The sequence below is a fragment of the Dyadobacter pollutisoli genome (assembly GCF_026625565.1).
In the GTDB taxonomy this organism is placed as follows: domain Bacteria; phylum Bacteroidota; class Bacteroidia; order Cytophagales; family Spirosomataceae; genus Dyadobacter; species Dyadobacter pollutisoli.
In genome coordinates this window covers 1,312,479-1,334,875 of the sequence record NZ_CP112998.1, presented here as the reverse complement: position 1 = coordinate 1,334,875, position 22,397 = coordinate 1,312,479, and the positions used below count along the sequence as shown (strand labels likewise).

20 protein-coding genes and 1 pseudogene are annotated in these 22,397 nt (G+C 46.9%); 13 read left to right on the top strand and 8 right to left on the bottom strand.

All coding sequences use genetic code 11. The features are described 5' to 3' along the window. Positions 1 to 5: 5 nt before the first annotated feature. Positions 6 to 1,310: a TolC family protein gene (locus ON006_RS05615; protein ID WP_267609964.1), complete on the bottom strand. Its 1,305-nt coding sequence runs from the start codon at positions 1,308 to 1,310 to the stop codon at positions 6 to 8. A 78-nt stretch (positions 1,311 to 1,388) separates the two neighbouring features. Beyond that, on the bottom strand, positions 1,389 to 1,649 hold the full coding sequence (locus ON006_RS05610; RefSeq protein WP_244819460.1) for a response regulator: 261 nt from the start codon (positions 1,647 to 1,649) through the stop codon (positions 1,389 to 1,391). Between the two features lie 155 nt (positions 1,650 to 1,804). Here ON006_RS05610 and ON006_RS05605 point away from each other — a divergent pair, with 155 nt between their 5' ends. The 6 genes from ON006_RS05605 (at position 1,805) to ON006_RS05580 (ending at position 9,246) form a co-directional block, all read left to right on the top strand. Beyond that, positions 1,805 to 2,482 (top strand): response regulator transcription factor, encoded by a 678-nt coding sequence (locus ON006_RS05605; RefSeq protein WP_244819461.1) that lies wholly within the window; start codon positions 1,805 to 1,807, stop codon positions 2,480 to 2,482. Further along, the gene (locus tag ON006_RS05600) at positions 2,479 to 3,861 is read left to right on the top strand and encodes a sensor histidine kinase (RefSeq protein WP_244819462.1); all 1,383 of its coding nucleotides are present in this window, start codon (positions 2,479 to 2,481) and stop codon (positions 3,859 to 3,861) included. The genes ON006_RS05605 and ON006_RS05600 overlap by 4 nt, the downstream gene beginning before the upstream one ends. 266 nt (positions 3,862 to 4,127) lie before the next feature. After that, positions 4,128 to 4,802: a response regulator transcription factor gene (locus tag ON006_RS05595; RefSeq protein WP_244819463.1), complete on the top strand. Its 675-nt coding sequence runs from the start codon at positions 4,128 to 4,130 to the stop codon at positions 4,800 to 4,802. After that, positions 4,799 to 6,070: a sensor histidine kinase gene (locus ON006_RS05590; protein WP_244819464.1), complete on the top strand. Its 1,272-nt coding sequence runs from the start codon at positions 4,799 to 4,801 to the stop codon at positions 6,068 to 6,070. The genes ON006_RS05595 and ON006_RS05590 overlap by 4 nt, the downstream gene beginning before the upstream one ends. 61 nt (positions 6,071 to 6,131) lie before the next feature. Further along, complete coding sequence (locus ON006_RS05585) at positions 6,132 to 8,540, top strand: TonB-dependent receptor (protein WP_244819465.1); 2,409 nt, start codon at positions 6,132 to 6,134, stop codon at positions 8,538 to 8,540. Positions 8,541 to 8,568: 28 nt separating this feature from the next. Continuing rightward, positions 8,569 to 9,246 carry a phosphatase PAP2 family protein gene (locus tag ON006_RS05580; protein WP_244819466.1) on the top strand — a complete coding sequence of 226 codons (678 nt, stop codon included), beginning with the start codon at positions 8,569 to 8,571 and terminating at the stop codon, positions 9,244 to 9,246. Here ON006_RS05580 and ON006_RS05575 read toward each other — a convergent pair. From ON006_RS05575 to ON006_RS05565, 3 genes are all read right to left on the bottom strand, one after another. Next, positions 9,240 to 9,854, bottom strand: a complete 615-nt coding sequence (locus ON006_RS05575; RefSeq protein WP_244819467.1) for an HD domain-containing protein — start codon at positions 9,852 to 9,854, stop codon at positions 9,240 to 9,242. The two genes, ON006_RS05580 and ON006_RS05575, sit on opposite strands and share 7 nt — an antisense overlap. A 681-nt stretch (positions 9,855 to 10,535) precedes the next feature. Next, on the bottom strand, positions 10,536 to 11,321 hold the full coding sequence (locus ON006_RS05570; protein WP_244819468.1) for an NIPSNAP family protein: 786 nt from the start codon (positions 11,319 to 11,321) through the stop codon (positions 10,536 to 10,538). 140 nt (positions 11,322 to 11,461) lie between these two features. Beyond that, positions 11,462 to 11,818 (bottom strand): winged helix-turn-helix transcriptional regulator, encoded by a 357-nt coding sequence (locus ON006_RS05565; protein WP_244819469.1) that lies wholly within the window; start codon positions 11,816 to 11,818, stop codon positions 11,462 to 11,464. A gap of 301 nt (positions 11,819 to 12,119) precedes the next feature. Here ON006_RS05565 and ON006_RS05560 point away from each other — a divergent pair, with 301 nt between their 5' ends. The 7 genes from ON006_RS05560 (at position 12,120) to ON006_RS05530 (ending at position 18,913) form a co-directional block, all read left to right on the top strand. Next, on the top strand, positions 12,120 to 12,938 hold the full coding sequence (locus ON006_RS05560) for an EamA family transporter (protein WP_244819470.1): 819 nt from the start codon (positions 12,120 to 12,122) through the stop codon (positions 12,936 to 12,938). Positions 12,939 to 13,027: 89 nt separating this feature from the next. Beyond that, a complete protein-coding gene (locus ON006_RS05555; protein WP_244819471.1) occupies positions 13,028 to 13,231 on the top strand; it encodes a hypothetical protein in 204 nt (67 codons plus the stop codon). A 141-nt stretch (positions 13,232 to 13,372) separates the two neighbouring features. After that, positions 13,373 to 14,302: a helix-turn-helix domain-containing protein gene (locus tag ON006_RS05550; RefSeq protein WP_244819472.1), complete on the top strand. Its 930-nt coding sequence runs from the start codon at positions 13,373 to 13,375 to the stop codon at positions 14,300 to 14,302. A gap of 122 nt (positions 14,303 to 14,424) precedes the next feature. Further along, positions 14,425 to 15,231 (top strand): luciferase domain-containing protein, encoded by an 807-nt coding sequence (locus tag ON006_RS05545; protein ID WP_244819473.1) that lies wholly within the window; start codon positions 14,425 to 14,427, stop codon positions 15,229 to 15,231. Positions 15,232 to 15,290: 59 nt separating this feature from the next. Then, positions 15,291 to 15,860, top strand: a complete 570-nt coding sequence (locus ON006_RS05540; protein WP_244819474.1) for a YceI family protein — start codon at positions 15,291 to 15,293, stop codon at positions 15,858 to 15,860. A 40-nt stretch (positions 15,861 to 15,900) separates the two neighbouring features. Next, positions 15,901 to 18,375, top strand: coding sequence for a TonB-dependent receptor (locus ON006_RS05535; protein ID WP_244819475.1), 2,475 nt, complete (start codon positions 15,901 to 15,903; stop codon positions 18,373 to 18,375). 34 nt (positions 18,376 to 18,409) lie between these two features. Further along, positions 18,410 to 18,913, top strand: a complete 504-nt coding sequence (locus tag ON006_RS05530; protein WP_244819476.1) for a heme-binding protein — start codon at positions 18,410 to 18,412, stop codon at positions 18,911 to 18,913. 37 nt (positions 18,914 to 18,950) lie between these two features. Here the strand turns inward: ON006_RS05530 and ON006_RS05525 are convergent. The 3 genes and pseudogenes from ON006_RS05525 to ON006_RS05515 all read right to left on the bottom strand — a co-directional run. Beyond that, positions 18,951 to 19,228, bottom strand: a pseudogene (locus tag ON006_RS05525) (cbb3-type cytochrome c oxidase subunit I); the annotation flags it as partial. A 146-nt stretch (positions 19,229 to 19,374) separates the two neighbouring features. Continuing rightward, on the bottom strand, positions 19,375 to 21,378 hold the full coding sequence (locus ON006_RS05520) for an autotransporter outer membrane beta-barrel domain-containing protein (protein ID WP_244819477.1): 2,004 nt from the start codon (positions 21,376 to 21,378) through the stop codon (positions 19,375 to 19,377). After that, positions 21,369 to 22,178, bottom strand: coding sequence for a hypothetical protein (locus ON006_RS05515; RefSeq protein ID WP_244819478.1), 810 nt, complete (start codon positions 22,176 to 22,178; stop codon positions 21,369 to 21,371). Before ON006_RS05515 ends, ON006_RS05520 begins: the two co-directional genes overlap by 10 nt. Positions 22,179 to 22,397 lie beyond the last annotated feature (219 nt).

Genomic DNA, 22,397 nt, shown 5'->3' with positions numbered 1-22,397 from the left:
AGGATTTATTGACGCCTGAAAAAAGAAAAAAAGTCGTCGAAGTTGCTACTCGCATAGGCGCGCTGCAGGCGTGTTTCAACTGTACGACGTTGTATATCCACTGCCTGTTTTTCAACCCTGGTTAAGAGTTGAAGCGCATCGGTCAGCCCCAAAATATTTTCAATCCCATTGTTGTAAAGTGAGAGCCGCTGCTGATAAGCGCTTTCCGCAGACCTGATGGCCGTTGGTAATTCAAGCAGTGCGAGCCGCAATGTAGCCAGCACAGAATCAGAGGTTGCCAGCGTATTTTCCAGTTTAAGGTGCTCAAAGTCCAAGCGGCTGCCCGCTTCGCGGACTTTCCATTGCTGTACCGTCGTCCGGCTTTTGGATCTCCGGAAATCAGTAAGATTGACCGTTGCAGCTAGCCCTACCAGAAAATTGGTGCGGCTATATCCAAACCCTGAGCCGATTGGGCCAAAATTGTTATTGATGTCAAGGCTTGTGCCCCTGGCCCAGGCGGCAGTCAATAGCGATACCCGTGGCAGGGCCGCCTTTCGTATTACCTCCAGTTCGGCCATTTGTCGGCCCAGGAAGCTATTTTGATAACGCAGCAACGGATGGTTAAGGGTAACTTTTACTTCATTCGGCTCAACGAGCAGCGCCTGCGCCCGAAATGTGGTATCTATTTCCAATTGGGATGCATTTGTTCCTGTCAGCATGCCCAACCGGAGAATAGCGCGTCGGAAGCCCTCGTCTATTTCGTAATAGTTCAGTTTTGCCCTTGAAAGCTCAACGCTTGCAAGGGAAGAGTCAAGCCCGGGCCTGATACCATTTCTGACCAAGTTGTTGATGATCCTGCTAACTGTGTCCACCCGGGCCAGGTTCCGTCCCTCGATCCGAAGGATCTGCCCTAGCCACAAAAGGTCCAGGTAAGTGCCGATTACAGCCTGTCGGAGCATAAATTCTTCGCGTTCGACCCCTGCCTGTCCTATTTCAACGTCCGCTCTTGCAAGCCGGTCTTCTGAGCGGTAGCGACCAAAATTGAAAAATTCCCAGTCGGCCGTTGCCAGCGCAACGTTACCTGATGCCAGGTCCATCCGGTTTTCATCGCGTCTGCCGCCAGAAGTCGGAACGATCAGGCCCAATGAAAAGTAGGAGCCTGAAAGACCGTTGGCTGTGCCAATATCAACCTGGTCATGCAAACGAACATTGGGCAACCTATTGTCTTTCAGAACCTGGGTGCTGGCGCGAAAGCCTGCAAGGGCCGCACGTTGGGCCGTTACCGACGGGTATTTGCTCAGCGAGGCCTCAATGGCCTGTTCCATGCTCATGATCTGCGCATTAGCAGGCGACTGACAAACAAGTATTAAGAAAAGAAAAAGGGGCTTGAACGGTAATCGGGTCATCTTTTAAATATTCTTTGCGAAACAAATTGCGTGGCTTAGGACTTGCTCCCACTCATCATGGGATGCGGGTTTGAATAAATAGCAGTCGACCTGTCGTTGGTATGCCAATGAAATCGTTTTCGGATCTTGGCATCCAGTAAACATAAAAATCATGATGGAGGACAGCATGCCGATTTGCCGAATTTTAAGGGCCATTTCCAAAAGAAACGCATCGTCTTCGTCATCATCCGCAAAAAACACATTCCATCCAATGTCAGCTGCCATAAGTCCTTTGAAATAGGTCTTCAAAGTAAATAAGCATCCCGTTAGAGGGTAGTTAGAAGGTTATTAAAATCTGATTAGATTGCTATCGATATAGGTCCATTTTGAAGCCTATAGTTAATTTTACTCTCGAAAATGTTAATAAACTGGCCCGGCATATGAATGTTTTAGTCGTTGAGGATGACATAGAGTTGACACAATTCATTCAAAAAGGGCTCGTTTCTGAGGGTGTAGCGGTATCTGTGGCTTTTGATGGAACGATTGGCCGGAGCCTTGTCAACGAGCACCGTTTCGATGTAGTCATGTTAGACGTTAACCTACCTGGTATGAACGGCTTTGACCTATGTAAGTTTATCAAACAAAACTGGCCAGCAGTTCCTGTAATCATGTTGACCGCACTGGGAAGCCTGGACAACAAAGTATTGGGCTTTGAAGCAGGTGCCGACGATTACCTTGCAAAGCCCTTTGCATTCAAGGAACTGCTTTTTCGACTGAAAGCCTTGGCCAGACGCCATCCCTCCAGGGCTCCAAGGCCCAAAAGCCTCCAACTTCTTGATCTGAAAATCGATACGGATTCCCATAGGGTTTGGCGATCTGGCCAGCGGATCGAACTGACCGCCCGGGAGTATGCCCTGCTCGAATACCTGATGCTAAACCAGGGAAAGGTGATCAATCGTGTAGACCTTTTGGAAAATGTGTGGGACGTTCATTTCAATACAAACACCAATGTGGTTGACGTTTATGTTAATTATCTCCGTCGTAAAATTGACCAAGTAGAACCAAAACTGCTTCACACCGTATTTGGCGTCGGTTATCTGCTAGGCGCTGAGCCATGAGCATCAAGCAACGCATCACCATTGGGTTTGGATTGCTGGTAGCATTGTTGCTGCTAGTATTTTCTATTTTCATCTATCAAACCTATGAGTCCTACCGCCGCTCGTTGATGCGCAACAGGTTACAGCGCAGGGCGCTCGCAGGGCAGCTCTATTTCCAAGACCGTGTTGAATTTCATCGATCAAGCTACCTTACCCTGCCTGACCAGCATGAGACCTTGGTAGGGCCGGCAAATGAAATCGTATATAAGTCCTCAGGACCCGACGACTACCGGCTCACATCTAAATTGCTCGGTGAAGCCCGCGAAGAGGAAGTCTTCTTTACCTATGAAGGCAAACCTTGGGATTTACCAAAAGAAGGTATTGCCTTGTCTTTCCAGATCGCAGGAACGCGCTACATTTCTGTCGTTACCGCTTATGATTTACCCGGCAGGCAGGCTAGTAAAAGCCTGCTACTAATACTATTAAGCGGCAATATCATTTTGCTCATCATTGTCGCTTTTGTAGGATTCTTTTTTGCGCGCCGCGCCATGCGTCCATTCGACGGTTTGATCGCGCAGATGGACCCGGCATCGGTCAGTGACTTTTCATTCCGACTCAATAGCCGTACAGCCTCAGATGAAGCTTCCTATCTGGCTAACTCTTTTAATCAGTTGCTCGAACGTTTACAGACACTGGCTATTAGCCAAGAGCATTTTGTCTCCTATGCATCCCATGAGATCCGCACACCCCTCACGGTGGTTAAAGGTATTCTGGAAACCTCCCTGGCCTATGACAACCAGCTGGCAGAAGCCAAGCAGGGCATGGAGAAGGCCTTAATACGCCTTGAGGGGGCCATTGCGCTGGCAAATTCTTTACTACATTTGGCGGAAGTCGAAGGTTTGCAGTCGGCCCGGATACATGCAGATATCAATATCGTAGACACCGTGCTGGATACAATCACCTACTTTGGGGAAAAGCGTCCGGATCAGCAAATCGACTTTCAACTCACTGACAGTTTTACCCAGCAAAGTCCCCACTTACGCATATTTGGAAATGCTACGCTATTGCGCACTGTTATGACCAACATTTTAGACAACGCAAGCAAATATTCTAACGGGCAGCCCATTGGCTTACGCGTGGACCTTGACCAAAATTGGATTGTAATATCATTCACGGATAAGGGAATGGGAATTCCCGAAGCGCAACTCGATGATGTTTTCTTGCCTATGATGAGGGCTTCAAATGTCGGGAACACCCCTGGTTTTGGACTTGGGCTTACAATCGCTAAAAAGATCGTTGACATTCACCAGGGAAAATTGGCCGTTGAATCTATTATCGGGGAAGGTACGTGTGTATGGATCTACTTGCCCACATTACCTCTCACCGGCAATCCGCAATAGAAACGTATGCGTCCGATAGAGCCATACAGATATTCAACAGCTTCGCATTCTGACATTGTTTGAAAAAGTTGACTGTTGCGGTCGAATGGCTTCTGATTACCCACGCAAATATGCCGCTGTCAAGCGGGTTATTGCCGAAGAATTTAGTCGTCTTGCAAAGTACACCAATGAAATCTATGCTATACTAATCACGACTGTTTGACGGCATCGGCAAGTCCTGAATTTTCTTCTAAAAGAATTCCAAATCGTCGATGTAAATTTCCGGAATGAAAATCCTGATCATTGAAGACGAACCCGAACTTGCTGCCGACATCGGAGCATATTTAACCGCGCAGGATTATCTGTGCGAATATGCCGGTACATGGGCGCAAGCCCGGGAAAAAGTCGAGCTGTACCGTTATGAATGTATCCTCTTGGACTTAATGCTACCTGGCGGTGATGGGCTGGATATCCTGGACATCCTTAAAGAACAAGGGCAGCAGGACGGGGTGATCATCATTTCAGCCAAAAACGATTACGAAAGCAAGATCAAGGGCCTGCATGCGGGCGCAGACGACTATCTGGCTAAGCCCTTCCATTTGCCTGAACTGGCAGCGCGCATTTACTCAGTGATCCGGCGCAGGAGTTTTGCCAACCAGAACAATGTGCTGCAAAATGAGCTGAAAGTAGATTTGTCATCAAGGGTTGTGACTGTTAATGGAGCGGTAGTTTCATTAACCCGTAAGGAGCTGGATCTGCTGTTGTTTTTTATCAGCAATAAAAACCGGGTTATAGGCAAAAGCGCACTGGCTGAGCATTTGTCAGGTGACATTGCCGATATGTTCGATAACCATGACTTTGTGTATGCGCATGTTAAGAACCTGAAAAAGAAATTAACGGAAGCTGGTTACGGTAATTATCTCAAAACGATTTACGCGACAGGCTACAAATGGGAAGGATGAAAAAATTGCTGGACCAAAGCCTTCGCCCACTGGTGATGTATGCGATGGTCGTATTGATCGTCAGCATCCCCGTTTATTTTCTGACCATCAACTGGATCTGGGAAAATGAGCTGGATAAGCACCATTATGCGATCCGCGAAAAACTTGAGAAAAGATTGACCAGCCTGGATCTTCCCGACAGCTCGGTGAGCGATATGATCAGCGTTTTGGACAAAGTGCAGCCAGGATTTTCATTTACCCAGGCTACTGCGCCCAGTCCCGACAGCAGTTACACGCTGATCCGGTTTGATACTTTCATGAACGACCGCGAGCAGTTTCGATGCCTGATGACCGATATCCGTGTGAATGGAACACTCCTGCGGGTTCTGATTGAAACCAATATGGAAGAAATCGACGAAACGATCCTGGCGATTGCGGCCGTCACCATTTTCTTTTTTATTCTGTTGTTGGCCGGCTTCGTCTACTTGAACCGCAAGACCTCTCTACGACTCTGGAGGCCATTCTATGATACACTGGCCAGTCTGCAAAGTTTCCGGCTGGAAGGCGGCAAACCAGCAGCATTGCCTGTATCGCAGGTCACCGAATTTACCGACTTGAATCAAAGCCTTGATAGGCTCATGGATGCAAGCCTGGCCTCGTACAAACAACAAAAAGAATTTACAGAAAATGCCTCCCACGAACTACAAACACCACTTGCTATCGTAAAATCCAAGCTGGACCTGCTGCTGCAAAGCCGCTCGCTGGATCAGCCTCAAATGCAGATCCTAGAAGATGCCTATCAGGCGATTAACCGCGTGACAAGGATCAATAAAAACCTTTTGCTTCTGGCCAAAATCGAACATGCCCAGTTTGACCAGCAGCAGAACATATCTGTTGCCGAGTTGTTTCATGCACTGGACGCGCACTTTCTCGACCGCTTTGAAAGCAGCCGCATTCACTATGCACAGCAAGTTAGTGAAATGACTCTGAAGGCCAATCCCATGCTTTTGGAAATCCTGCTCACAAATTTGCTTGTGAATGCGCTACGCTACACCCCGGCAGGCGGCAGCGTTTCGGTACGCGCCGACCAGAGCAAGTTATTATTTGCAAACACGGGCATATCACCGCTTGATGAGCACAGCCTTTTCCGACGGTTCGCACAGGCATCCCATGAGCATGCCGGTAGTGGACTTGGACTTGCCATCGCTCGCGAGATCTGTGAGCGTTACAACTGGCAGATCAAGTATGATTTCGACTGCGGCCATCATCATTTTACCGTCATCTTCTAAAATTCTAAATTTCTTCCAAATCAATCCGGACTTTCACCATCAGATCAAAAAACGAATCTGAATGGCTTTCAAAAAATCATTAATCCTGCTGTTCTTGATAGCAGCGCTGGATAGCGTTCACGCACAGGTAGGCAAGGTCACACTATCGGGCCAGGTCACCTCGCTGCCAAAAAAGCAGATGCTGCCTTTCGTCAATGTGATTTTGAAAACTGAAAGAGACAGTGCGTTCGTGACCGGAACGATCACGGCTGCCGATGGACGTTTTAAATTGACCGGCATCGCACCCGGAAATTACCGTCTGGAATGTGCTTTTCTGGGTTTCCAAACACTCGAAAAGTCAGTAACAGTAGGTTCATTAAGCGCTTTTCTTGATCTGGGCATGCTTGGAATGAGTCAAGACGCGCAGGTTTTGCAGGAACTGACCGTCACAGGCACGCATGCTGACGGCGTGGACGCCCGCCTTGACCGGAAAGTCTTCGATATTAGTAAAAACCTGAGCCAAAGTGGTGGATCTGTTCTGCAAGCCCTGAAAAACCTGCCTGGTGTTACGGCCGGTGAAGACGGAAAAGTGATGCTGCGCGGAAGTGACAAGGTCGCCGTGCTGGTCGATGGCCGGCAAACTGCGTTGACCGGCTTTGGCAACCAGACCAGCCTGGATAACATCCCTGCATCCGCGATTGAAAGAATCGAGATCATCAATAATCCTTCTGCCCGGTACGATGCCAACGGCAATGCGGGGATCATCAACATCATTTACAAAAAGAACAAACAGGAAGGCTTTAACGGAAAAATCGGCTTGACCACAGGGTTGGGCGCATTGTGGGTGCGAAAAGAAAATCTGCCCGACATTCGCCCTCAGTCGCGCAATACATTAAAAATCAACCCTTCCCTAGCCCTGAATTACAAAAAAGAAAAACTGAACCTCTTTTTTCAAGGTGATTATCTACACACGCCCACACTCAATAAAAACGAATTTACAAACCGCTACTACGATTCGGGCGATACCGTCCGGCAGCAACTAAAACGTAACCGAAGCACGAATGTGGTAACATCGAAAGCGGGCATAGACTGGAATTGGGATACGCAAAACGCATTGTCAGTTTCCGCCTTATTCAGCAGTGAGAAAATTCTGGACCGTGGGGACCAGCCTTTTTTCAACGCGGATCTCACCCAGCGCCGCCGCCTGTGGCAGTTTTTGGAAGACGAATTAAAAACTACGGTGACTGCGACAGCCTCCTACCAGCATAAATACCAACAGCCCGGGCGCCTTCTCAATATTGGCTTCAATTATACCTTCCACCGGGAAGATGAAAAGTACTTTTTTACCAACATCATGCCCGACTTTACAGGCAAGGATGCATTCAAGCTGCTTTCCGATGAGAATGTGTTCGATTTGAATGCTGACTATATCCGGCCCTTGCGATATGGCCGCTTTGAAAGCGGCTTGAAGCTGCGCAGGCGTTTTATTCCTACCAATATGCAATTTTTCCCAGGTCTGAATTCACCTATTGACAGTCTTGCGGGTGGCTGGGCCAACTATAAAGAAACAATACCAGCTTTATATGGCAACTATGTTTTTGAAAACCGCAACTTCGAGCTGGAAGCTGGTCTGCGCGTAGAGTATATCAATCTGCGTTACACGGTTAACCCCACTCACCCAACCTATCAAAGTGATGGGTATTCCTACGCCAAACCTTTCCCCAATGTGCGCCTGGCCTATAAGCTCAATGAGCATGATAAAATTTCCCTTTTCTATAACCGCCGCGTTGATCGGCCCAATGAGGTGGATATCCGTATTTTTCCAAAATATGATGATGCCGAAATCATTAAGATCGGTAATCCAGCTTTAAAACCGCAATTTACCAGCTCACTGGAAGCAGGCTACAAAACCAGCTGGGCCAGCGGTTCTGTCTACGCAGCAGCCTATCACAAGCAGACCAAAGGCACCATTACCAGAATCGGAACTACCGTCCCTGGCAGTACCTTGATCTATAACATTTTTCAAAACGCAGCTAAAAGCTACAATACGGGCGGTGAGCTTGTCTGGCAGCAAGATCTTGCCACTTGGTTTTCGCTAACTGTGAATGGCAACCTTTACCGCAACAGCATTGATGCATTTACAGTGGAAAACCTGTATCCGATCCGCTCGGAGTACCATGCCGCCGGACAGCAGCTTACCTCCGGGGGCGCGAAAGTCAATGCCTTGTTAAAAGGGAAAAAGACCGAGTTGCAGGTAGCCGTAGTCTACCAGGCGCCCGATATTGTCCCCCAGGGCCGCACCGGTTACCGGTTCTCGGTTGATGCAGGCGCAAAACGCCAGCTTCATAAAGGTGAGCTGTTTATGAATGCAACCGATCTTTTCGGAACGCTCGTGGTTCGCAAAACAGTTTACGGCGAGGGCTTTCATTATGCCAGCCGCGATTATTATGAGACCCAGTTGATCCGGGCCGGTTACAGCTTCAAATTTTGACTTTCATTCATATATTCTGCTACCGATCATGCGTGCTTTACTAATCCTTCTCATATTTTCCGGCTGGGCGAGTGCGTCGCCCATAATGCCAGGTGATACACTGCCTACCCGGAAACCCATCCTACTCCGGGCATTTTACCCGCCTGTCTCGCTCATCATTGGTGGCCTATTGTCAAGCGGGCATTCCGAAGAAGCCATTAGAAACGAAGTGGCCGAAGAGCGTAACCGCCTCATTCCCAAATTTCACACTAAAATTGATGACTATCTTCAATTTTCTCCTTTGCTAGCCGCCTACGCCCTTGACGGCTTTGGCGTGCATTCTAAAACCGATATCCTGAACCGTACTGTGATCCTGATTAAAGGGGAGGCAATGGCGCTGACGACTGTGACGCTTCTAAAGTCGGCTACCCACACACTGCGGCCCGATGGCAGCAGTTACAACTCATTTCCGTCAGGCCATACCACACAGGCTTTTGCCGCAGCCACTTTTTTAAATGAAGAATACAAAGACCGCTGCCCATGGATGCCCTACGCTTCCTACACGGTGGCCTCATCCGTAGGCCTGCTGCGCGTGGCCAACAACCGGCATTACATCAGTGATGTGCTTGTGGGCGCAGGAATAGGTTATTTATCCATGAAAGTGGCATACTGGACCCATCAGTACAAATGGGGCAAGCCGGGACGCAAACACCAGCTGGTTTATTGATTTGTTTCGGAAGCAGCTTTCATCCGGGCTTCTAACTGCAAGAGATTCTCCTGCTTTTGCCCGGCAAGTTTGCCTTGACAATATGGAGTGCAAAACTGGTGGGACCGTAATAGCTTTGCAGATCCGGCAAGCCAACTGAGGGCAGCAATATCCGTTGCTAGTCTGTGGCTGGTTTCCTCTCGCATTAATGCATCTTTTTCAGCAAATTCTGATGTGCCAAAATGATATAGGTCCGCGTCGCAGACGATTGATTCCAATAAATTGGTAGGCCTTTGTGGTAGTGTGGTTGCTAGGATGCAGCCCATGACGCGCGCTATCAGATCGCCCTCAATGGCCAAACTGCTAGCGAATTGGTGGAAAATCAACGCGCCTCGCTGCTCGTGGCCCGCAGGACCTCCGTTCATATAGCCCAGGTCATGAAACCAACTGGCGGCAAGAACAACAAACCGGTCAGGATCAGTGAGTTGGTAGTAATCGGCAAGCTGTAAAGCATTTTCAACCACGCTTAATGTGTGGTTGAGATTATGGTACGCGAGCTCATCACCGCAAGCAGATAATTGAGCCGATACAAAAGCTCCAATTTGATCCAGCAGGGAAGCAGTTTTCATTGACTTAACAGATTTAAAAGCGTCGCCACGGATATCCGAAGCCTGTTTTAAACGATAAACCTATCAGCGAATTTTGAATTCTTTTTGAATTTCGTTGTACAGTGGTTTTTGTAAATTACTATTTAAAACTTTTAGCAAGCACATTCTTACCTTTACGGACAACCCGAAAAATGCATCCCGAAAAAATGATTTTTGAATTTACATCAAAGCCGAACTTCAATTTCATAGCTGAATTTTCAGCTCAATTCGATATTCCTGTTTTCGACAATTGTTTGACGATTCCTGCTGATATGGGACAAGGATATATGTAAGATTATAGAATTTGGAACAGATTTCAGATTGATTATCCACCGGTATAATTTAAAAGAAGATTTTATCATTAAACGAAATGCCTCAGTAGACCGCAATGATTTAATTAGTATTTTCTTTTACACAAATGAGCAGTTTATTGATTTAGTCTATAACGAACGTAAACCTGTTAGCATTTTCCGAAACTTTACACTAAAAAAGCGCTTGCGAAAAGTACTATCATGAAAGGACTCCAACCTGAGATCGCAGATGCGCGCGCGGGAGTAAAACCAATGTACATTCAGAATAGCATAAGCCGTTGCAAAGGTATACTTGCAACGGCTTATGCTATGAGAGCCTAAACCCGGATCACATTAAAAGTGATGTACCGTGTTAAATGTCAGAATAATCCGTTGGGTAAAGGAATTTCATATCGTTACGCGACACGTTTTTCTGATAGATGGGCATAGCTGAAAGCTGCTTCCAATAGGCATCTTTTCCAAAAGCGTCCCAATGCGCATCACGGGCAGCCTTGTTTTCAAAAGTAGTCATGTACATCAGGTTAGGCATACGACTTCCTGACACCACTTCGGCATAAAAAACGGCATTGAACCCAAGTCTTTTAAATAGCCCGACTTCATCTCCTTTATTGAACATTTCAATTTTGTTCTTCGAGATTTTTTCGGTGTGCCCTTCATAGCTCCTCAATTCATAAACTCTGTCCTTCATCGGTGAAGTAAGTTGGGGTAGCTCGAATTGGGGGCTTTTTTCAAAAGCATTCAGCAAAATAGATTCAATTCGCTCATAGGGCGGTTCGCTAAACAATGCATCGAGATATTCTTTGCCAGCGCTTTGGTACTGCACGTCTTTAATCAATTTTTGTTCCAGTTTGGAAAAATCCCCGTAAGAACGGAATGGAATAAAAACGTAGATCAGCTTTTCGCTTACCGTGTTTGATTCCCCAGAGACAATTGGCTTAAAAACACCTACTTTCGATATACCTGCTTTATGCAATGCCGGAAGATACGCCTGTCTCAAAAAGTCGTCTACCTTCTTCTCCTGGGCCTCGTTTTTAAGGTGGTATACTTTTATCTGATAAAATTGGCGTTTGGCCGCGTATGCCGATACGCTCACGCTAAAAATCGTTACTGCCAAAAGCAGCTTTCTGAACTGGGTCATTGATTAAACGTTTAGGATGTATTTAAAAATCTCCGCGAAATAACAGCCCGTTTTTGTATAAACCTTATTTTCTCCAACTAACAATTTTCTAAGTGCATTTTCTTGGAGCTCTTCTCAGAGTCTGGCCAAGGCCACCCGCGCTATGACGGGAACTCCATGTCATTTTCGGAAAAGTGACACAATCCATCCAGCAAAGCACTCAATTGCATACCGGTAGCTGACAAAGCATATTCGACCCTGGAAGGAACTTCCGGTAAGTTGTCATTCCGGATAATCAGTTTGTGCTGCTCCAGAAGCTTTAATCTGTCAGCCAGAACATTGTCGCTAATATGTCGCAAGTCGTCTTTTAGACTCGAAAAGCGATTATTACCTTCCTCGATGCTGAACATCACTTCGGTAAGCCATCGCTTGCTGAGCAGATTGATCAACTCGTTGAGCCTGCACTTCTCTTCGAGGAACGTCTGATTGTAAAAATTGGTGGAGGTTAGCTTTCTCATAATCTTACTTACTTTTATAGAAGTAACTCACTATTTGAAAAGATATTGTTAACGGCAAGATTTGACAATTCTTTTGTGAGCGGATATACAAAAACACTTACAAACCCACGTTCTGCCTACATCTTTTGGTGATGCAAATTTACCTTCAAGCAGTTGGTAATATAACTACCGCGACACACAGTAGGTCAAAGGGTCAACAGTTCTTATTGATCAGAATAACTTCAACTATAAGGAATTGATCCAAAGTATCCTCACCTCGCTTGCAGTTACATTACGGGTTTTGTCCAATCCATTGGGTAATGTGCTTCAAAAACAACTGGTCAATCGAGGTATAAATCCGTTAACCGTTAATTTCCTAACCTATCTTATTTTATCCATTCCCTGCTTTGGATTTGCACCAAGAATCAATTGGTTAAGCTTCCCTCCACAGTTTTGGCTCTACTCTATTTTGGCGGGCATTTTCGGCGCTTTGGGAAATGGCTTTTTGGTTAGGGCGCTGGAAAAGGGAGAGATATCGGTGCTTGGCCCAATAAATGCCTATAAATCCATCATTGGCATTCTGGGAGGATTTCTGTTGTTGGGAGAAATACCGAGTCTTTGGGGTTTATCTGGCGTTATGATGATTATTTATGGAAGCTATTTTGTTCTGGATACCAAAGAGGAGCGATTTTCCTGGAAGATTTTATTGAGGACCGAGATAAAATACCGGCTTCTAGCTCTGATCCTGACTGCGATAGAGGCCATTTTCGTTAAAAAAATCACATTATTATCTTCCATGACCGCGACGACGATCAGCTGGTGTTTGTTTGGAACGATCTTTTCATTTTTCTTTCTTTTGCTCTACAGGACCAACCCGGAAATTGAGATAAGAAAAATAAGACCCGGCGATATAACCAAATCATTGTATTTGGCAATGTGTGCGGGTGTAATGCTGATCACGACTATCTATTCGCTAATTCATCTTCCAGTTGGATACGCGTTGTCGCTGTTTCAACTCTCCTCGATTGGAGGCATTTTCCTGGGGTATCATTTTTTCAATGAAAGAGATATTCGCAAGAAGCTATTTGGAGCGATAGTCATGATTGCAGGCTCAGTTATGATTATACTTTCTGCGGCCTGATTGACTGTCAGGCATTGTCAATCCATTCCTCTTAACCATGAAACTGCAGCCGGTAAAGCGCATGCAAACTGAAAGTTCTGAATTATTTAATGAGATATATCCATTTGGATGTATTGCCAAGTCTGAATACCCCAACCACCTCTGAGCATTCGACCAATTTTGATCACTTTATTCCATACATTCACTGGAATTACGGGCCACAGACGACTTATAAGCAGCTACTTGCGGACATGATAGCACAGGGCTTTAACAGTAAATACACCAGCTTTGCGAAAGAATGGACCGGCTTGTAGCACAAAATTTAGTGGGGCAACGCATTCGGCTCAAGACAGTCTTGCTTGATTTTCGTTTTTTGTCAGCTGCCAATGGCCGGATATCTTAAGAAATGCGTCACTCGGGCATATCTGCAAACAGAAATCCAGTAATTTAGTCTTATGCCAGAAACTGCTGAACATATACCGGTATTAAACTCGATCTCAGATTTTTTCAGGGTTTATGGGCTTGGTGAGCCTGTTAACAATGAGATCATGTGTATGCGCTTGCAGGACCAGCCAGACAAGAGGCTGATGAACATGCCTTTATGCCGGACCAACTTTTATCGGATCATTCATTTGACCTCCGAAAATCTCTTTCATCTGTACGAGAATAAAAGAACTGAGATCGTAGCCAACACCCTCATTTTCAGCTACCCGGGAAAACTAGAATCTTGGAGCCGGTCGGGAAGGCTGTACGGTAATGTTGTGTATTTTTCAAAGGACTTTTTGCAATTGGATCCTGTCCGTCCCGGATATGAAAGCCTGTACCCCTATTTTACTGCAGACGCGGCTTTTCCGCTCGCGATCAGCGATCAGCAGGCATCAAACCTTAAACTGCTTTCCGATGAATTGATTGAAGAAATAGGTTCTCACTACGCCGATAAGACCGAAATGCTCAAAAATCTCCTTCATGTCTATCTGCAAAAGGTAAAAAGAATTTACGAGGCCAATACCGGCAAACTGACCATTAAAACAAAAGAAAACCGCCTGCTGTATAATTTGTTCAGAAAACATCTTGAATCTTACATTGTCCAGCTCGGGGCCGGCAAGCAAACCAACATGCCTTCCGTCTCGGCAATTGCTGAAATGATGAACATGAATCCGAATTATCTGAATTCCTCAGTTAAAAAGGTGACCGGACAAACGGCTTCGGTGATGATCCAGGAAAAACTTTTGCTGGAAGCTAAGGCATACCTGATCCATACCCCTTTGCAGATTGCAGAAATTGCCTACCGGCTTGGATTCGATAACCTGTCTTACTTCAACCGCTTCTTTAAGAAACATACCCAAACCACCCCCTCCGAATTTCGTAAGTCCATTGTTCTGTAGGTGGTCAAAAGCGTTTGACCTATAGCGAAAAGTGCTATTATCCCTGTAAAAAGTACTAACAACAACCCGTCAGGCAGCGCTTACTTTGCAACAACATTTGAAACCAATCAACAGTTGTCGCAATGATGAAAACGATCCTGATCATTACAGTTCTCTGCCTGCTTTCCAACATGTTCGTTTCTGCTCAGCAATCCGAGATCCGTACCGGCAAGCAAGGAGGTGATACAGTCCAATTGCAAGGGTCAGTTGATTCCGCAATACAAAAAAGCCTTACTCCACAGGAATATCAGGATTATCTCGCCTGGGTTGCCCTGGGCATTGGGGGCTTACCTCACACCCTGGAAGGTTACCGGACGGTGAAAAAGATGGGAATGGCCATGAGAGATCCATTGGATGTGGGCAGGGTCAGTTCATACATTGGTAAAAACGGAGACCTGGCTTCATTGAAACCATTACCAAAACGTCCGGGAACAAAACCTTCCATTGCCCCGTTTGCCGTGCCCCACCGCCAAACTGACCAGCACAACACCGGGCAAATCAGAAAGAAACAGACTGAGCTATTTGACGCCGCGATAGAAGGTTCACATGGTCAGTTGGTGTATCAAAACTCCTATCTGGAAAAGCATAGCCCCGGGATTTTTTTGGCAGACCCAACCAAAGGAAACCAGACCGTCGTTGGCCTTTCGCATGCCGAAATCGGTCACATCCACGCATTCGATGGCTCTATACATCTGATCCTCAGTCCGAGCGACACCAAAGAAGTGATCGAAAAAGGATGGGGGGAATTACACGGCCTGGCCAACGGAGTAGACAGGGTCGCCAGAACTTATATGCTGATTTATTCACCCCGCGATCAACAGGAGCTTGCCGTAACAAGTCAGATACTGGATGCAGCCATCCAATACAGCAGCCATCCGGCCCGCCCATAATTTTAAATGCAGACATTCCACCCCGATTCGAATAACCTTTTAACCTAAAAACTAAAATCATGAAAAAGACAGTCACCGTGCTCGCACTTATTCTATTACCATTTCTGACCCATGCACAAATCTGGTCGATGGATAAAGCTCATGCCAAAGTAGGTTTCACAGTAACGCACAACCTGATATCAGAAGTAGATGGAAACTTCAAAAATTTCGAGGCCGTGATCTCATCTTCCAAACCAGATCTTTCGGACGCGATCTTTGAAATGAGTGCTGAAACGGCCAGCATCAATACGGAAAATGAAATGCGGGACGGGCATTTGAAGGGGGATAGCTTTTTTAATACCGCCAAATTCCCCTCCCTGACGTTTAAAAGCACATCCTTCAAAAAGGTAAGCGGAAGCAAATATACAATGACAGGGAACCTGACCATCAAGGGTACCACCAAACCGGTAACTATGGACGTTACGCTGCTGGGGCCAAACACCGACCAGAAAACCGGGAAGCCGATTCTGGGCATTAAGGCCACAACCAAAATCGACCGCCAGGACTTTAAGGTAGGTACATCACTGGCTTCCAGTACAGTGGCTGATGAAGTTGAGCTGCGTGCTACCGGAGAATTCAAACAAAATTAGACCTGCTGGCTTACTTTTCTCATCCGTCAATGTACCTCCTATGAAAATATCGCACGCTCTGGCGTTGATTGCCTGTTTGCTCACCGGCATCCGCGCGACCGGTTTTGCCCAGACTACTCTCAGACCGGACTATAAAACAGCCGAAAAAGGCTTGGGAAAGATCACAGGAAATGTGGTTGACAGTATCTGGGCAAATCCAGTAGAGTATGTGACGGTAGCATTATACAACGCATCGGATCTGATCAAACCTATTGATGGAACTGTGTCCGATGAGAAGGGTAAGTTTACGCTCAATGAACTGGCTACCGGTTCATATGCCATTAAAATCTCCTCGATGGGTTACAATGAAAAACTGATTTTGATCCCCAGGGTAGACGATAATACGATTGCACTTAAAAATGTCAAAGTCTCCGTTTCAGCACATCTTTTAAAAGAAGTATCCGTTACAGGACAAGCCTCGCTGATCGAAGAAAAAGTGGACCGCCTGGTTTACAATGCGGAAAAAGATCTGACGGCCAAAGGAGGCGATGCCACAGAAATCCTGCGAAACGTCCCGCTCCTCTCGGTGGACCTGGATGGTAACGTATCGCTGCGTGGAAGCCAGAATATCTGGGTATTGATCAACAATAAACCCTCGACCATTTTGGCAGCCAGTGTCGCTGATGCTTTGAAACAAATTCCAGCCGACCAGATCAAATCGGTCGAAGTCATTACATCTCCATCGGCCAGGTATGACGCCGAAGGGTCTGGCGGCATTATCAATATTATCACCAAAAAGAATAACCTCGAAGGCATGTCCCTAACCATTGACAGTGGTATTGGAAACCGTGCGTCAACGCTGGGCCTGAACGGAAGTTACCGGAAAGGAAAATTCGGCATCAACCTGAACGGCTCGGGAAGAGCGATCTACAACAAAGCAATCTACGATTTTACGCAACGAACCCTGGCGGAACAGATCGTGACCAGTCAATATTCAACGGCAAAACATTTGGGAGGATTTGGCAATTATGCCCTGGGACTGGACTATGATCTGAAAAAGAATGAATCGCTCTCAGCCGGTATCAGGTTTGGCACCAGGGTTTTTTCAAGGAAACAGAATATGTCTGTCAGTCAGCAAAATGGCAATGCAGCTCCTGAACTCTCTGGCCGGGATATCGACAGTAAGGATCTTTCCAATTCGGTAGATGTGAACCTGGACTATATCAAAATCATCAAACCCCAAACAGAGCTGAGCATTTCAACATTATACAGCCGGGCAGACCTGACCAACAATTCCGATGCTTCTCTATTCTCTGGGTCACGGCAGCTGCAAGGCACCCAGGAAAACAACAATAAAGGCAATAACCAGGAAGCTACTATCCAGGTAGATTTTACTACCCCGGTCAACAAATCCCAGCTACTGGAATTCGGGGCGAAAGGTATTTTCAGATCTGTCAAAAGCACTTACAGTTACATTTTTTCGACGGCGGATACCAGTGCCGAATACCTTAACATCGCCGGTGGCAATCTGGACTACGCCCAGAATGTTGGCGCAGCTTATCTGAGTTACATGCTCACGACCAAGTCAAAATGGACTGTTAAAGCAGGTGCCCGGTACGAGATGACCACCATTGAAGCGTCCACAGCTGAAACGGAAAGAATCGACATTCCAACTTATCAGAACCTGGTCCCAAGCATAGCTATATCAAAAGCGTTGGGATTGTTTACCTTGAAGGGCGGCTACAACCGGCGTATACAGAGACCCGGTATCGGGCAGCTCAACCCGAATGTCAACATCGTCAACCCGCAAAACCTGATGACCGGCAACCCTCAGTTAAGGCCGGAACTGACAGATAACTTCGAGCTCTCTGCGAGCGGGGCGATTGGGAAATTTTACATCAACGCGGCAGTCTTTACCCGGCAGACTGCCCGCGCGATCTCGCAGGTCCGCATACCCATTGACTCTATCGAAGGTGCGACGCTAACCACGTACCAAAACATTGGCAAACAACAGGATTATGGTGCGAACCTTTATGCATCCTGGCAGATCCTCCCTATTTGGAGTATCAACGGAAGTGTCGATACGTATTACGCAGTACTGAATGGCGTTTCACCCGGCCGGAACGGAGGCAATGTAAACCTGACCAACAAGGGATGGTACGCCAACAAACGTTTTATGACCCAGTTATCGCTACCCGATAACTGGAAGGTTCAGGCCAATGGAATGTTCAACGGAAAAGCGCTTCAGTTACAGGGCCGAATGGGTGGATACATGCTCTATTCGTTGGGTTTCAGAAAAGATTTCAAAGGCAACAAAGGAAGTTTGGGGATAACCGGGGACAATATTTTCAGTAAAAGCATCAAGGTCTCCGGCGATTTCTCCTCGCCACTTTTTGTCCAGAGAACCAGGAACCAACTTATAAACAGGGGTATCAGACTTACTTTCAGTTACAAAATCGGCAGGATGGGCATGGAAGTCAAACGAAAAACCAAGAGCATAAAAAACACCGATGTCAAGGAAGGTGAAGGAAATTAACAACCATTTCAATAATCTAACGAACAATCCAAACATGAAAAAGCTAGCATTTGCATTTTACGTCGCAGTCGGCATTTGTGCCACAAGCTCCGCTTTCGCCCAAGGTCCGCCTCGCGGCGGCGCGCCTGCACTGATGGATTTGGCAACTGCCAGATCACTAACCGAAACCACTGCCGCAGCTGCCAAGGCTGCCAACGCCAATGTCGCAATCAGTATCGTGGATGCCAATGGCGACCTGGTATTTTTCGAAAGAATGGACGGCGCCATCAGTATGGCTGTGACCAGTTCCCAAGGAAAAGCACGCGCAGCCATTCTTTTTGGCATGCCTACCAAAGCAGCCGCTGATGCGGCGGCGGCCGGAACGCCGCTTAATGCTAAAATAATACCTTCCGGGGCAGGCTCCTTCGCCATTGCCGTTCAGCAGGGAGGGCTTCCGATTATCAAAGATGGAAAAATCATTGGCGGTATCGGCGTAGGCGGATCTTCACCGGCCAATGACGAAATCTTTGCACAAAAGGCTCTGGACAGCCTGCGGTAAATAGCGTATGAGGCTTTATCTCGGTAGTTTGTTTTGGAACAAGTACGGGAAACGAGATCAGTCCCAGCACGGCTGTGATGAGAAACGACCAGATGGTGAGCGGTAACCGGTCGAAAGTCATGCCAGCCGTGCGCAGGTTAATGACGGTAGTAATGTAATAGATGCCGCCCAGCAATTGTGATACAATAAACAATGCCATACTTGTAGCCACAACGTCATGCCTGCGCCTGAACGGGGAAGTGCCTGCGGCAAAGCGCTTAACGGCGGATAAACGGCCCATCCTCCCGTAGCCGGGCCCGTCGAAAGGAACATAGACGACAGCACTAGGCGGGCGCGGGAGAAGTGTCAGGAGAGAAACGCCTTACCGGTACTGGCTGCAATGGAAAATTGGAGCGATGATAACCGTGTACATGTCATTAAGGAAGCTGACCGAAGCTCAGGCATGCTTAAATTCTGTACTCCTACCAAAAACGTACGCCAATCTTGACCCCGAATCTGTTGTACCCTGCCTCTATCTTTTGGAATGTTGTGGAAAGGTGCGGCACCTCTGACTTGTAAATACTGCCTAATCCGGCTGCCCCAAAAGCCTCAATAAACGCTCCGAAATGTACTTTTTGAATCTCTAATCCCAAACCTGCGGAAAAGAATAGCATACTTTTCTGCAGGTCTTGCACATCATCACTTTCTGTGAATGTGGTGTGGTTTTCGTATTTATAAGTCAGCGGGACCTGCAATTCGGGGCCAAATCTTACATAGGGACGTAGCTTCCCCGGATTGGTATTTGGAAGATGCAGCTTGATGCCCAGCGACGCATTTATACCGGTAATCGAAAAATCCTCCAAGGTAGATCCAGTGGTACCGGTGGAATAAAAGCTGGTTTGAAAGTACTCCACACCCACCTGGAATTCGGCCAGATTCTTATGGTCGATATATGCCAATGCGATCCCGCCTGAAGCCATCCAGCCGGTTGCCATCTCTCTTTTTACGCCTCCCACGCTGTATTCAGGTACTACGGCTGCAAAACTTCCGATCAGCTGTGGCCTCCACCAGCTGCCGCCTTTGCAATTTTTGGCCTGCTCCAACCCGCTTTTGATCTCTTCATTGAGTGCGGCCTGGTTGCAAGTCCGAACCGACTTCATTTGCTCGTAGACTTCCGCGGTCTTGGCGCATTCACCTATTTTTTTAGAGTCCTCGATTTTGTTCCGATAACCTACCAGAATGCTGTCACTTTCGGCAAACCTGCTGACCGAGTCGCCGAGGCTCGCATGTGCTCTTAGAATCACAGCTGCATTATTGCATCCGTTGAGAAAGGCAACAGTTTCCCTCCAAATTCTTTTTGAGCGCACAATGTTGCAGTTGGCAAGTTCCCGGCGCACCAATGTTACTCCCCGCGTGAAACTTTCCAGCCCGCCACAATCCGCAGTAAAGCCTGGCTTCGGGGTGGATGCGGTCGGCAGCGCGGCCACATAGCTGGAATACTCATTCTGAATGCAGCCTTTCATTGTTTCCCGGATCTCCACTGGAAGCTCGTCGGTCCAGGAAATCAGACTTGTGTAGGCACTCCTGACTGTTTCTGCATTTGTTTTGTTCTTTTTGAGGATATCTATTTTTTGCCGGGTACTTTTGAACTCTCTGAGTCTGGTAATTAGAAAATCCGACGTTTTAATTGTCGATTTGTTCGATTCAACATGCCGGATCAGAAGATCGATATCACAAAGTTTGGCGATCTCCGCAAGAGATTCTTTCCCCTCCAGCCCACTGCTTAATTCTCTGATCCTGGTTTCAATCTCAGGAATGTCGATATTGCGGATCTCGCGGTATGTTTCCAGTGCTTTTAGCTCCTCATATGGCGAGCGTGTTTTTGTGGTACTGCCCAGATTTTTACTTCCCCATTTAGAAAGTTCTTCGGCAATCCTGAACCCCTCCACATACTGTTCGCGGAGTGTGCTATTCGAATTTCCACCCAGTGTTTTGGCATTTATGAAATCATTTTTTGCGCCGGTCGTGTCCAGCTTGCTCAGTTTCTGCCGCCCGCGGTGCGCAAACTCAAAGCCGGTAATGACGCGTTGCTGAGTCGTTAATTCCGTCACATTGCCCTTATTGATCTGGTTGAGACAGTTTTCAATCTTACTCTCAAAAAAGCTCAGTGTCCCGATATCTCTTAATTTACGGTACTCCTTAAACTTATCCAGTGCTTCGGCATACTGCTCCTTTTTGTAGAGCCTTTCCCCTTCTTTTACCAGTTCATTAATGATATTGATCTGCCGTGTCCGCAACATGAAACTTGAATCTTTCGGATAAGACTTATACAATGCCAATGCCTCATTAAACCTGCCTGCATCGAGCTTTTCCTCGGCAATCATCCAAACAGAATAGAGCTCTTTTTTTGTAAACTTCTCCTGTGACCAGGCTAGTCCGGCATTTAAAAATAGCAACAGGAAAGTCAGGTAAATGGTTAATCGCATTTTAAAGGTACCGTTTGAGTGAGTGAGGCTGCATATTGATAGTAGTTGTTTGGAATGTGGCTCAGCTCTTTTGCATTCGCGTTTTTAAAATCCTGACATTTCTCGTCAGCCGATTTCCGGAACTCGGCAGCGAGTTGCTGCAGCCTGGGGTGCCGGGGGTTTGCGTTGAATGCATTTTTGAAATTCTGATTGGCCACGCTGTATTCTTCGTCCTCTACCGCTTTCAAACCTCTGTTTATATAAGCATCAAAAGCCTCTTGATCCGGGGCCGCAGCTACTTGGGCTGGTGCCGGTTCTTCCTGGTCGACGGGCAAATTCGCCGGTATTTCAGGACTGATGTTTTCAGCCGTGACCTGACCTGGTTGGCTGGCCAGACTGTCTTCGGCCACCACCTGTGTCTGACTTTGCCTTGGCGCAATATCCTCCGAAACGAGTACCGTCGGCTCGCCACTCGTTGCACCCAATCCAGAATAGCGGAATATCCACGTTGCCACCCGATTCGAAATCAACGGACCATTTGCAAAAAAACTCCACATCAGGAATCCGAGCAGCAAAAATGCAATGGTATAGATCCATTTTGGAAGTCGGCAGGCTTGTTTTGAGAATTTATAAAACAAAAATGCGGCAATTCCGACCGGCAAAATGGCGGGCAGCCCCAGCATTCCGAATGAAAGCAAAAAAAAGAGAATGAAAAGTGAGACAGGTATGCCCGACCAAATGGCACGGCCCCGTTTATGGTGCTTCCTCAGATCGTCGGTGTCCATCCAGCCGACGTCCATTTTGTCATTATTTTCAGGCATAATCGTTGAGTCTGATACTTCCTGTATTCCGTTTAGGGGGTTATTTCAATGACCCTGATCCCAATACAATCTTAAATTTCCCGAAAAATATTTTGGAAAACTATTTTATCGTCAAGCAAATGGCTTAAATACGTATCACTGATGGGACTGTATAGTGCATGCAAGTTCGCAGTTGAAGGTCTTACTGAAACACTGGCGGGTGAAGTAAGTGGTTTCGGC